Genomic DNA, 11,998 nt, shown 5'->3' with positions numbered 1-11,998 from the left:
AGGCCCGACGGCCGCGCCCGGCGCCGCCACCGCGGGCATCTGCGCCTCGGTCGCGCCGCGCTCCGCGCAGGCCGCCGGCTACTGGCCGGCCCCGGCGGTGGCCAACCACGCCCTGGCCGGCGAGGCAGTGGTCGACTTTCCCACCGCGTTCACCGCGTCACCGTTGTTCGACGGCGACGGCTGGAACGCGGCGGCCTGCGCGGAGCGCGGCGCGACCGAGGCGCAGATGCCCGCGGTGGCGGCGCCGGGCGCGGCCGTCGGGCAAGCGGGCCAGGCCGTGTTGGGGGTCGGCGCGATTGACGCGGTGTGCGAACAGATGGTCTCCGGCGCCAACGACGTCGGCGACGTTCTGGTGCTGTGCGGCACCACGTTGATCGTGTGGGTGACGATTCCCGACGCGCGACAGGTACCGGGACTGTGGACGATCCCCACCATGACCGGGGCGAGCCAGATCGGTGGCGCGAGTAACGCCGGTGGACTGTTCCTCGGCTGGGTCGACCGCGTGCTGGCGCCGGGGGACCCGGCCGCTGCCGACCCGCGACGGGTGCCGGTGTGGTCGCCGTATCTGCGCGGCGAGCGCGCCCCGCTACACGACCCCGATCGGCGTGGGCAGCTCGACGGCCTGGACCTCAGCCACGACGCGGCCGCACTACGGCGGGCCGCCTACGAGGCCTCGGGATTCGTTGTGCGCCAACTGATCGACCTGAGCGGGGCGGACGTGTCGCGAATCGTGGTCGCCGGCGGCGGCACTCGGGTGCCGCCGTGGATGCAGGCGATCGCCGACGCCACCGGCAGGCCGGTGCAGGTGTCCGGGGTGGCCGAGGGAGCGGCACTGGGCGCGGCTTTCCTGGCCCGGATGGCGGTGGGCAGCGAATCGGCGATCACCGACGCGGCCCGCTGGGCGGCCGTCGAACGCACCGTCGACCCGAGTCCGGCGTGGATAGCTCCGGTGCAGGACCGCTACCAGCGATTCCTGGAGCTGGCCGCGCTACGGTAGCTCGGCCGAGACGTACCGGATGTCGCCCAATCGCTCGAGTGAACTGGCGTCGGGAAACTCGAAACCGTTGGCGGCGTACAGCTCCCGGGTGGTGTTCGTGGTGGTCTGCCAACCACGCTCGGCCAGATACTCCACGGCGTCATTGCGCTCGCCGTCGTAGACCAGCTCGGACAGGTTGAGGTTCAGCCCGAGCTTGCGCCAGTGCTCGCTGATCTGATTGCCTTGCTTGGTGATTCGACCGTGGATGTCCGGGACGTAGCCGGCGCCGATCCGGCTGCCGCTGAAACTGAGCGTGGTGATGGTGTCGAACAGCCGGTCCTGCGCGTCGGGCGGCAGATAGCCCAAGAGCCCTTCGGCGATCCAGGCCGTCGGACGCTGCGAGTTGAATCCGTTGTCGCACAACGCCCCAGCCCAGTCGTCGCGAAGATCGACAGCCACCGCCTTGCGGTCGGCGGTCGGAGCCGCACCCAGGTCGGCCAGCGTGCGGCTTTTGAATTCGATGACCTGCGGCTGGTCGACCTCGAACACGGTGGTGCCCGACGGCCACGGCAGCCGATAGGCACGGGTATCGAGACCGGCGGCCAGGATGACGGCTTGGCGCACACCGGCTTTGGCGGCTTCAGTGAAGAAGTTGTCGAAGAACCGGGTCCGGACCGCCATGCCCTCGGCCAGTCGCTGTGCGGTGAAGGCCGGATCGTCGTCACCGAGCTCGATCTCGCCGTCGATCAGCTTGACGAACGCCTCGACGCCGACCGCCCGGACCAACGGTTCGGCGAAGGGATCGTCGATCAGTGGGTTAGGCCCCTTGGATGCCATCGCGCGACGAGCGGCCACCGCGGTCGCGGTAGCGCCCACGCTGGACGCCAGATCCCAGCTGTCCCCGTCGTGCCGAATGGTGTCGTTTGCGGACATGGGAGCCTCCTATCGTCGAGTTGCGATGACGGACATGATGTTTCGGAACGCGGCGAGTCGTTCGTCATGGTTTGGGTAGACGCGGCCGTACTCGCCGAACAGGTCGCGACGGTTGCGGGCGACCACGTCCCAGCCACGCTCGGTGAGGTAGTCGGTGACGTTGTTTCGCTCACCCTCGTAGAACAGGCCGGACAGGTCGACGTCGCAGCCGATGTTGGCCCACCGGTCGTTCATCGCCTTGCCCCGCTCGGCCATCGAGAGACCGTTGTCCGGGTGGTATTCGGTGGCAATCCGGCTGCCAGGTGCGCTGAGCGCGGTGATGTGGTCGAAGAGCCGGTCCTGGGCTTCCGGCGGCAGGTACATAAGCAGCCCCTCGGCGCTCCACGCCGACGGCTGGGTGGGGTCGAAACCGCTCTCGCGCAATGCCGTCGGCCAATCGTCGCGCAGGTCGATGCTGACCGTGCGGCGCTGCGCCGTCGGTTCGGCGCCCAGGCTCGCCATGGTGTCGGTCTTGAACGTGACGACCTCTGGTTGGTCGACCTCGTAGACCACGCTGCCGGCTGGCCAGTCCAGCCGGTAGGCCCGCGAGTCCAGGCCGGCTGCCAGGATCACCGACTGGCGGATGCCCGCCGCGGCGGCGCCGGTGAAGAAGTCGTCGAAGAACTTGGTGCGCACCGCCAGCGAGTCGGTTTCAGTCTGCAGTTCAGCGGAGCCGGTTTCGCCGGCGTCGGCGGGGTCGATGTCCCCGTCGACCACCCGGGTGAAGAACTCGATGCCCACTGCGCGCACCAACGGCGCGGCGAAGGGGTCGTTGATGATCGGGTCGGCGTCTGCGGTGGCCAGCGCCCGGGCCGCCGCGACCATCGTCGCCGTGGCGCCCACACTGGAGGCCAGGTCCCAGGTATCGGTATCGCTGCGAGTCGTCATACTCACCCTTTCCGTCCACACTCAGCTGTAGTCGTTTGATATTTAGCCAAGGTAAAGAGCTAGTGAAACTTTACGCCTTGTCGCTGTGTGCGGGCTTGGAACGCTCCTGCCCGCCGGGGTCGCCGCAGTCCCACCCATTGTCGGGCCGGCGCTTCATGCGCTGTTAGTCTCGTAGACTGTCTGACGCGCGCCAGGACACGTCCTGCCTGCATGTGCTCGGCGCGCGACGCAGGACCACGAGACCGTTTAGATGCTGGTCGAACCAGCCCCGTCGGCATGCCGCGACCAAAGACCGGCTGCGCAGGAGGAAGAGTGCTTTCGGCTTTCATCTCATCGCTGCGAACAGCCGACCTCAGACGCAAGATCCTGGTCACGCTGTTCATCGTCATGCTCTACCGATTGGGGGCGACGATACCGTCGCCCGGAGTCAACTACCCCAACGTCCAGAAGTGCATCGCGCAGATCAGCGGTGGGGACTCGGCGCAGATCTACTCGCTGATCAACCTGTTCTCCGGTGGCGCCCTGCTCCAGCTGACCGTGTTCGCGGTCGGGGTGATGCCCTACATCACCGCCAGCATCATCGTGCAGCTGCTCACCGTGGTCATTCCGCGGTTCGAAGAACTGCGTAAAGAAGGCCAGGCGGGCCAGGCCAAGATGACGCAGTACACCCGCTACCTGGCGATTGCGCTGGCCATCCTGCAGGCCACCAGCATCGTCGCGCTGGCCGCCAACGGTGGCCTGCTGCAGGGCTGCAACCTGGACATCATCGCCAACCAGAGCATCTTCACGCTGGTCGTCATCGTGCTGGTGATGACGGCGGGGGCGGCGTTGGTGATGTGGATGGGTGAGCTGGTCACCGAACGAGGCATTGGCAACGGCATGTCGCTGTTGATCTTCGCCGGCATCGCCGCCCGAATCCCGGGCGAGGGCAAGAGCATTCTGGACAGCCGCGGCGGGGTGACGTTCACGACGGTCTGTGTCGCGGCGCTGATCATCGTCGTCGGCGTGGTGTTCGTGGAGCAGGGCCAGCGCCGTATCCCGGTGCAGTACGCCAAGCGCATGGTGGGCCGGCGGATGTACGGCGGCACGTCGACGTATTTGCCGCTGAAGGTCAACCAGGCCGGTGTTATCCCGGTGATTTTCGCGTCCTCGCTGATCTATATCCCGCATCTGATCACCCAGCTGGTCCGTAGCGGCACCGGTGGCGTGGGCAACAGCTGGTGGGACAAGTTCGTCGGCAACTACTTGTCGAACCCGGCCAGCCCGGTCTACATCGCCATCTACTTCGGGTTGATCATCTTCTTCACGTACTTCTACGTCTCGATCACGTTCAATCCCGACGAGCGTGCCGACGAGATGAAGAAGTTCGGTGGCTTCATCCCCGGTATCCGGCCGGGCAAGCCGACCGCCGACTACCTGCGCTACGTGCTGAGCAGGATCACGCTGCCGGGCTCGATCTACCTCGGTGTCATCGCGGTGCTGCCCAACCTCTTCCTGAAGATCGGTAGTGGCAGCACGGTGCAGAACCTGCCGTTCGGTGGCACCGCCGTGCTGATCGCTATCGGTGTCGGGTTGGATACGGTGAAGCAGATCGAAAGTCAGCTCATGCAACGCAATTACGAAGGGTTCCTGAAGTGAGGGTTGTGTTGCTCGGGCCCCCCGGAGCAGGCAAGGGCACGCAGGCCGTCAAGCTGGCCGAGAAACTCGAACTCCCACACCTGTCCACCGGAGACCTCTTCCGGGAGAACATCGGCAATGGCACCGAGTTGGGCTTGAAAGCCAAGCGCTACCTGGATGCCGGCGACCTGGTGCCCTCCGAGCTGACCAACGAGCTCGTCGACGACCGGCTGAGCAAACCCGACACGAACGTCGGATTCATCCTCGACGGTTACCCGCGTTCGGTGGCGCAGGCCAAGGCGCTGCACGACATGCTCGAGCGCCGCGGGACCGCGCTTGACGTCGTGCTGGAGCTGCGGGTGCCCGAGGAGGTGTTGTTCGAGCGGCTCAAATCGCGGGGCCGCGCCGACGACACCGACGAAGTGATCCACAACCGGATGAACATCTACCGCGACGAGACCGCCCCGCTGATCGAGTACTACAGCAGCGAGCTGAAAACCGTCGACGCCGTCGGCTCGATCGACGAGGTATTCGCGCGGGCCCTGCAAGCCCTCGGGAAGTAGCGGTGATCGGCCTGGCCGGCCTGCGCAGTCGCAAGGTGGTACCCCAGCGCAGTGCGGCCGAACTCGACGCGATGGCGGCGGCCGGCGCCGTGGTCGCCGCCGCGCTCGCCGCGGCGCGGGCGGCCGCGGTTCCCGGAGCCACGACACACGACCTCGACCAGATCGCCGAGTCGGTAATTCGCGACGCCGGTGCGACGCCGTCATTCCTGGGCTACCACGGCTACCCCGCCTCGATCTGCTCGTCGGTCAATGACCGTGTGGTGCACGGCATCCCGTCGACGACCGAGGAACTCGCGGCCGGCGATCTGGTGTCGGTCGACTGCGGCGCGATCCTGGACGGCTGGCACGGCGACGCCGCCATCACTTTCGGTGTCGGCCCGCTCATCCCCGCCGACGAATTGCTGTCGCAGGCCACCAAGGAGTCGATGGAGGCGGGGATCGCCGCCATGATCCCGGGTAATCGCCTGACCGACGTCTCCCACGCCATCGAAACTGCCACCCATGCCGCCGAAGCCCGTTACGGACGCAAGTTCGGCATCGTCGAGGGGTACGGCGGGCACGGCATCGGCAGGCAAATGCACATGGACCCATTTCTGCCCAACGAAGGCGCTCCCGGGCGTGGCCCGCTGCTGGCGCCTGGGTCGGTGCTGGCGATCGAGCCGATGCTGACCCTGGGAACTCGCAGAACTACCGTTCTCGACGACCAATGGACGGTCACTACCGCCGACGGCTCGCGCGCGGCACACTGGGAGCACACGGTGGCTGCCACGGAAGATGGACCCCGCATCCTGACCCTCGGCTGACGTCGTCTGCGGCGGCGGTGAACCAAACCGGTAGCTGCACCGTGTCACCACCGAGAGGCTGGTGATGGACATACCTGGCACCGGCGCGGATGCGAACGCCTTGGAGCGGCTGTGCGACGAACACGCCGCGGCTCTGTGGCGCTATGCGTGGCGGCTGACCGGCGATCATGCCCACGCCGAGGACGTAGTGCAAGAAACCTTGCTTCGGGCCTGGCAACACCCGCACGTCCTGAACAACGGACAGTCCCCGCGTGCGTGGCTGTTCACCGTTGCCAGAAACATGGTCATAGACGACCGACGCAGTGCCCGATTCCGCCACGAGGTGATTCCGGCGGACGGCTCCGGCCCGCCGGAACCGTCCGGAACCGCTGCGCACTTCGACGAGGCGGGGGCCACCCTCAACCGGGCCTTGATCGGCGATGCGATGGCGCAGCTGTCCGCGGAACACCGGGCGGTGGTTGGACGGTCCTACTACCAGGGCTGGACCACCGCGCAGATCGCCGCCGATCTCGGGATCGCCGAGGGCACGGTGAAGTCGCGGCTGCATTACGCGCTGCGGGCACTGCGTCAGGCCTTGGTGGAGATGGGTGTGACGCAATGACGGAATACCGGAACGGGAACGTGCCGGGGGGAGCGCACGAGTACGAAACATGGGACGCCGCATACGTATTGGGTTCGCTCTCGGATTCTGACTGCCGCGAATACGAGAGGCATCTCTCCGGTTGTGTCCCGTGCCAGGATGCGGTTGCCGAGCTGGCCGTCCTCGCGCCGTTGCTGTCGTTGGTCGACGACAATGTGGCGGTGCCGCCATGCCCCGATCTGCTGCCGGGGCTGTTGGCGAGGGCCGACCAGCGAATGGCCGCCGCGGCGGACAGCGTGCAGCGTGTGGCGGCGCCCGTCGTCGAGCCGCAAACCGTGTTCCCGATTTTCCGCACCGGCAACTACGCCCCCATCCACGACGAGTTGACGGAATTCGATCTGCCGGTCGTGGGTCGCATTCCTGCCGAACTCAACGGCTGGTATCTGCGCAACGGCCCCAATCCGCGTGCGGGCGAGGGTCATTGGTGCGTCGGCGACGGAATGGTGCACGGTGTCCGGTTGGAGAACGGTCGTGCCGCGTGGTATCGCAACCGTTGGGTACGCACCGAGAGCTTCGAGCGCCCGGCGCCGCTGTACAAAGACGACGGCAGCCGAAACCTGCACTCCAGCATCGCCAACACCCATGTCGTCCGGCATGCCGGAAAGACCCTGGCGTTGATGGAGTTCTCGCTCCCCTACGAGATCAGCAACGACTTGAAAACGTTGGGCGTGCACGACTTCGACGGTGCCTTGACCGATTCGATGACCGCTCATCCGAAGATCTGCCCGACGACCGGCGAATTGCACTTCTTCGGGTGCGGCAACATCTTCGAGCCGCACGTCAGCTATTACCGTGCCGACACCGACGGCCAGTTGACGGTGAGTCGTCCCATCGACGTGCCCGCGCTGACGCTGATGCACGATTTCGCGCTGACCGCGCAGTACGTGGTCTTCATGGATCTGCCGCTGCTGTTCGACATCGGTGTAGCGCTTACCCGGCCCTACGAGCGAGACCTGCCGTACCGCTGGGACGACCAGTATCCGGCGCGCCTCGGGGTGTTGCGCCGCGACGACCCGTACGGCCAGCTGCGGTGGTTCGACATCGACCCCTGCTTCGTGTTCCACATCGCCAACGCCTATGACTCCGGACGCGATGCAATCGTGCTCGAGGTGCTCAGATATGACGAAATGTGGCGCAAGAACAGCAATTTCGGTGCCGACGCGGCCCTGTGGCGCTGGACGATCAACCTGGACACCGGTGTCGTCGAGGAGACGCAGCTCGACGACCGCGGCGTGGAGTTCCCGCGCGTCGACGACCGGCTGGCCGGCACCGCGGCGCGGCACGCCGTCGCGGTCGGCAGCGGCGCGCTGATCCGTTACGACCTGCGCTGCGATACCGCGGTCGAGCATCGATTCGCCGGCCGCGGCGAGGTGGCCGGTATGCCGGGCGAGGCGGTGTTCGCGCCCGCGGGCGGGCGGCCCGACGAACTCGCCGGCTGGTATCTGACATATGTCTACGAGCCGGCCACCGACAGCAGCGATCTGGTCATCATCGACGCCTCGGACTTCGAAGGTGAGCCGGTGGCCCGCATCCGAATGCCACGCCGGGTGCCACATGGATTCCACGGCAACTGGATCGCGGACTGACCGAGGCCACGATGCTGAATTCCCAGGTTGAACTGGACAGGCGCGGCGCTCGTATCACTGATCAGGAGGTGATCGGGTGAGCCGGCTCAAGGGTGCGGATGACGAGGCCGCACTGATGAAGGCGCTCTATGACGAGCACGCAGCGCCGTTGTGGCGCTATGCGCTCCGGCTGACCAGCGACGCGGCCCGCGCCGAGGATGTGGTCCAGGAGACGCTGCTGCGGGCCTGGCAACATCCCGAAGTGGTCGGCGACACCGAACGTTCGGCGCGCGCATGGCTTTTCACCGTCGCGCGCAACATGATCATCGACGAACGACGTAGCCCCAAATTCCGCAATGTCGTTGGCTCGCTGGATGACTCGGGTGTGCCGGAACGGTCGACCCCCGACGAGGTCGACTTGGCGCTGGACCGGTTGCTGATCGGCGACGCCATGGCGCAGATGTCGGTCGACCATCGCGCCGTGATCGAGCGGTCCTACTACCGGGGCTGGAGCACCGCACAGATCGCCGCTGACCTCGACATAGCCGAAGGCACGGTCAAATCGCGGTTACACTACGCGGTGCGGGCCTTGCGACTCACTCTGCAGGAGATGGGGGTGACAAGATGACGAATCTTGCCCCCATCCGGGCCGCTCACCACTACGAATACCTGTTCATGTCAGCAATTGGGGAGTCACGATGAGGGTTATCGGCGGTTTCGGCCAGCCCGGTGACAGTGACGTGCCCACCGGTGACATCCACGAGTACGCGACCTGGGACGCGGCCTATGTGCTCGGGTCGCTGTCGCCCGCCGACCGGCGGGAATTCGAGGCGCACCTGAGCGTCTGCCCGCTGTGCAGCCAGACCGTCGCCGAACTCAGCGGCATGCCGGCGCTGCTCTCCAAGCTCGACGGCGGCGTGGTCGCCGCGATGGATGCCGACGACCATCTCGAACAACCGCCGAACCTGCTCCCGTCGTTGATGACCGAAGTGCGCCGCCGTCGGCGCCGGGTCCGGATGGCGACGTGGGCATCGGGAGCCGCCGCGGCCGTGCTGCTGGCGGTCGGTCTCTTCCTCGGTGTCGGTTCGCATCGGCCGGCCTCGACGCCACCGCAGGCCAGTGTGGTCGCGCTGGAGATGGACCAGGTCGGCACCAAGGCGCTGGCCTCGACGGTCGCGCTGAGCAGCCAGCAGTGGGGCACCTACATCGACCTCAACTGCGTCTGCCTGGCCCCGGTGACAGCCCACCACGACAAGCTGGCGATGGTGGTGGTGGGCCGCGACGGCACCCACACCCAGTTGGCCACGTGGATCGCCGACCCGGGCCACACCGCGAAGCTGGCGGGCGCTACGTCGACGCCGGTCGACCAGATTTCGCAGGTGCAGGTGGTCTCCGCCGACAACGGACAGGTACTGCTGCAGCGTTCGCTCTGAGTTAGCGGCTTTCCATCCAGCTGTGGAACATTTCGTCGGGATCGTAGGCGGCGCGCACCCGGTCCAGCCGAGCCATGTTCGGCTCGGTGATGAAGGTGGCCGGGCGTCGGGCGAGGTTCTCGTCGGCCAGCGAGATGCCGGTCGCCAGATGCGACATCGCCGCCATGTTGGAACGGGCCCAATCGCCGTAGCGTGCGTCGTCGGCCGGATCGCTCCAGGCGGTGTAAAGCCCTAGGTAGATCTCGTCCTCGACGCCGTACACCATCTCGGCGCGCGTCGCTGACGGCTTCCAGCCGGCGAACACGAAATGCGACGGGTGCGGCGGCAGCGAATCGATGATCCCGCGAATGCCCGGCAGCAGTTCCTCGGCCGACGCCGAGGTGAACATGTTGTCGACGCTATACCGGTGGGCCGCAGGGTATTTCATCATCACCGCCGAGTACCAGTTGGCCAGAGTCGTGGGCATGTACGCAAGGTTGGCGATCGCCCGGTCGATCACCGGGCACGTGCCAAGGATCGCGAGGGCGTTGGCTGCCTCGTCGTCGGAGTCGGCGAACACCGGCGACGCGATCGCGATGGTGGGTACATCGGGCCCGACTTCTGGGGCATTGCGTGAGGTGAGGACTTGCAGCTCGACCCGGTCGTCGACCTCGGCACTGATCGAGCGGGCCCAACTGAACACCTCGTCGGCAACCTCGATCGGATACATGTACAAGCAGGTGCCCAGCACCGGCGGGCGTGGGTGCAGTCGCAGGGTGAAAGACGTGACCACACCGAAGAATCCCGGTCCGCTGCCGCGGGCGGCCCAGTACAGGTCGGGATGGTGCTTCGGGTCGCAGTAAATCTTGTCGCCCTCGGCGGTGACCACCTCCAAGCCCAGCACGCTTTCGCATGCCGGGCCGACGACCTTGCTGTTCCACCCGTACCCGCCCTGCAGCAGGTACCCGCCGAGGCGGATGCCTTCGCAATGGCCCGACGGGAAGAACAGACCGCGCGCGTCGAGGGCGGTCGCGAAGGCGCTGGCGATCACGCCCGGCCCGGCGTCGGCGACCATAGCATCGGCGTCGATGCCGCAGTGGTCAAGCCGGCTGACGTCGAGCAGCATCCCGCCGTCACGCAGGTGGCTTGCCGTCCAGCTGTGTCCGCCGGACCGGACGCCGACCCGGTAGCCCTGCGCGCGCGCATAGCGGATCGCCGCGACCACATCGTCGACGTCGCAGGCCTGCACGATCACGTCGGGAAAGCGTTGCGGCAGAATGGCATTCCACACCGTTTCGCGGCGTGCTGCCTCATATCCGTCTACACCGCGGTGGAAGAACCGCTTTGCGGTGAGTAGTGCCATTGCTCGTCCTTTGTTGTGGTCGCCAGATAGTTCGCGATCTGAGCGGCTAACGGCGTCGCCGCCAGCCGGATCGCCCGCAGCGGGCCGTTGGGCGGAATGCCGTGACCGATCGCGAACATCCCGCCACCGAGATCGGAGGAGAAGCCGCCGCGCGGATTGCCGTGGTCGTCGAGAACGTCGAGATGGCCGACCAGACCGCTGAGGTCAGGGTCGAACCCGGTGGCCGCCATGATCACGTCGGGGGTGATGCCGGTGCCGTCGGCCAGGACCACCCGGTCGCGCTCGACGGCGGAGACCGCGGCCACCACGTCGACCCGGCCGGCTCGCACCCGGCTGACGAGCTCGTCGGCCAGCGTCGGAATGCGACCCCGGCTTTCCACGGTCGCCTTCAACCCGAGCGGCGGGCGACCGAAGCCGTAGGGCGAAAGGTCGCCTAGCAGAAGGCGATTGAGTCGCGCGATCACCGGATCGACCAACCATGCGGGCACCCGGGCGAACAACTCCAGGAAGATGTCCGACGGTATCGGGCCGATGGCCCGGCGGACCAGATGCGGCGGTGTGCGCACCGCCAGCCAGACCTGGTCGGCGCCGTTGTCGGACAACTGCACCGCGATGTCGGCGGCCGAATTACCCGCGCCCACCACCAGTACCTTGCGGCCGCGGAACGGCCACGCATTACGAAAGTCGGCCGAGTGCACCACCTCGCCGGTGAAACCGCTCAGTCCTGGCCAGGGCGGGATGGCGGGGGTGCGGTAGCGGCCGGTGGCCAGCACGATCGCGGGCGCGCAGATGTCGCCCCGCGAGGTGTCCGCCCGCCAGCCCTCGCGTGTCCGGTCGATCCGGTTGACCTCGCAGCCCAGCGCGAGCGTGATGTTCTGTCGACGCACGTAGCTGTCGAAGTACCCGACCATGTCCTCCCTGGTCGGCCAGCGACCCGAGCGCAGTGGAATCCGTTGCCCGGGAAGATGCGACAGAAAACCGTTGGTGTTCAGACGGAAATTGTCGTAGCGGTTGCGCCACGACACCGCGGGAGCGGCGGACTTCTCGATGACCAGCGCTGAAATCGAGTGACGATGTCTGAGTTCACGGGCGACGGCCAGGCCGGCCGGCCCGGCGCCCACCACGATGACGTCCTGCACGGGAGGTAACACGTTTCCCGGCGCCACCTGGTTCACCGGCAACGGTGTTGAACCGAAATT

The 11,998-nt window shown here is 66.9% G+C and carries 12 protein-coding genes; 8 read left to right on the top strand and 4 right to left on the bottom strand.

The window, feature by feature from the left end; translation table 11 throughout:
• Positions 1-997, top strand: a 997-nt coding sequence (locus A5658_RS20450) for an FGGY-family carbohydrate kinase (RefSeq protein WP_067339454.1), incomplete at its 5' end; no start/stop codon positions are given.
• Here A5658_RS20450 and A5658_RS20445 read toward each other — a convergent pair.
• Both A5658_RS20445 and A5658_RS20440 read right to left on the bottom strand, forming a co-directional pair.
• The gene (locus A5658_RS20445; protein ID WP_067339453.1) at positions 989-1,909 is read right to left on the bottom strand and encodes a class I SAM-dependent methyltransferase; all 921 of its coding nucleotides are present in this window, start codon (positions 1,907-1,909) and stop codon (positions 989-991) included. The genes A5658_RS20450 and A5658_RS20445 overlap by 9 nt on opposite strands.
• A gap of 9 nt (positions 1,910-1,918) precedes the next feature.
• On the bottom strand, positions 1,919-2,836 hold the full coding sequence (locus tag A5658_RS20440) for a class I SAM-dependent methyltransferase (protein ID WP_067339452.1): 918 nt from the start codon (positions 2,834-2,836) through the stop codon (positions 1,919-1,921).
• Between the two features lie 312 nt (positions 2,837-3,148).
• On the opposite strand from A5658_RS20440, the gene secY reads away from it, so the two are divergent.
• From secY to A5658_RS20405, 7 genes are all read left to right on the top strand, one after another.
• Positions 3,149-4,474, top strand: coding sequence for a preprotein translocase subunit SecY (gene secY / locus A5658_RS20435; RefSeq protein WP_067339451.1), 1,326 nt, complete (start codon positions 3,149-3,151; stop codon positions 4,472-4,474).
• Entirely contained in the window at positions 4,471-5,016 is a 546-nt protein-coding gene (locus tag A5658_RS20430) for an adenylate kinase (RefSeq protein WP_067339449.1), read from the top strand. The genes secY and A5658_RS20430 overlap by 4 nt, the downstream gene beginning before the upstream one ends.
• 2 nt (positions 5,017-5,018) lie before the next feature.
• Positions 5,019-5,819 carry a type I methionyl aminopeptidase gene (gene map / locus A5658_RS20425; protein ID WP_067339447.1) on the top strand — a complete coding sequence of 267 codons (801 nt, stop codon included), beginning with the start codon at positions 5,019-5,021 and terminating at the stop codon, positions 5,817-5,819.
• Positions 5,820-5,883: 64 nt separating this feature from the next.
• A complete protein-coding gene (locus A5658_RS20420) occupies positions 5,884-6,420 on the top strand; it encodes a sigma-70 family RNA polymerase sigma factor (RefSeq protein ID WP_067339444.1) in 537 nt (178 codons plus the stop codon).
• Positions 6,417-8,045 carry a carotenoid oxygenase family protein gene (locus A5658_RS20415; RefSeq protein WP_082993316.1) on the top strand — a complete coding sequence of 543 codons (1,629 nt, stop codon included), beginning with the start codon at positions 6,417-6,419 and terminating at the stop codon, positions 8,043-8,045. Before A5658_RS20420 ends, A5658_RS20415 begins: the two co-directional genes overlap by 4 nt.
• 76 nt (positions 8,046-8,121) lie before the next feature.
• The gene (locus A5658_RS20410; RefSeq protein ID WP_082993315.1) at positions 8,122-8,652 is read left to right on the top strand and encodes a sigma-70 family RNA polymerase sigma factor; all 531 of its coding nucleotides are present in this window, start codon (positions 8,122-8,124) and stop codon (positions 8,650-8,652) included.
• 70 nt (positions 8,653-8,722) lie between these two features.
• Entirely contained in the window at positions 8,723-9,457 is a 735-nt protein-coding gene (locus A5658_RS20405) for an anti-sigma factor (protein ID WP_082993314.1), read from the top strand.
• Position 9,458: 1 nt separating this feature from the next.
• Here A5658_RS20405 and A5658_RS20400 read toward each other — a convergent pair whose 3' ends face one another.
• Together A5658_RS20400 and A5658_RS20395 are read right to left on the bottom strand one after the other, a co-directional pair.
• Positions 9,459-10,799 (bottom strand): FAD-binding oxidoreductase, encoded by a 1,341-nt coding sequence (locus tag A5658_RS20400; RefSeq protein WP_067339439.1) that lies wholly within the window; start codon positions 10,797-10,799, stop codon positions 9,459-9,461.
• Complete coding sequence (locus A5658_RS20395; RefSeq protein WP_231997392.1) at positions 10,757-11,974, bottom strand: NAD(P)/FAD-dependent oxidoreductase; 1,218 nt, start codon at positions 11,972-11,974, stop codon at positions 10,757-10,759. Before A5658_RS20395 ends, A5658_RS20400 begins: the two co-directional genes overlap by 43 nt.
• Between the last annotated feature and the right edge of the window lie 24 nt (positions 11,975-11,998).

The organism is Mycobacterium sp. 1245111.1 (genome assembly GCF_001673405.1).
Lineage (GTDB): Bacteria > Actinomycetota > Actinomycetes > Mycobacteriales > Mycobacteriaceae > Mycobacterium.
This window is presented reverse-complemented; position numbering and strand designations above follow the sequence as displayed.

What these genes read in the sequence shown, in the direction of transcription:
- A5658_RS20445 (WP_067339453.1), bottom strand. Translation starts at nt 1,909, where the DNA reads ATGTCCGCAAACGACACCATTCGGCACGACGGGGACAGCTGGGATCTG.
- A5658_RS20440 (WP_067339452.1), bottom strand. Translation starts at nt 2,836, where the DNA reads ATGACGACTCGCAGCGATACCGATACCTGGGACCTGGCCTCCAGTGTG.
- A5658_RS20420 (WP_067339444.1), top strand. Translation starts at nt 5,884, where the DNA reads ATGGACATACCTGGCACCGGCGCGGATGCGAACGCCTTGGAGCGGCTG.
- A5658_RS20415 (WP_082993316.1), top strand. Translation starts at nt 6,417, where the DNA reads ATGACGGAATACCGGAACGGGAACGTGCCGGGGGGAGCGCACGAGTAC.
- A5658_RS20405 (WP_082993314.1), top strand. Translation starts at nt 8,723, where the DNA reads ATGAGGGTTATCGGCGGTTTCGGCCAGCCCGGTGACAGTGACGTGCCC.
- A5658_RS20400 (WP_067339439.1), bottom strand. Translation starts at nt 10,799, where the DNA reads ATGGCACTACTCACCGCAAAGCGGTTCTTCCACCGCGGTGTAGACGGA.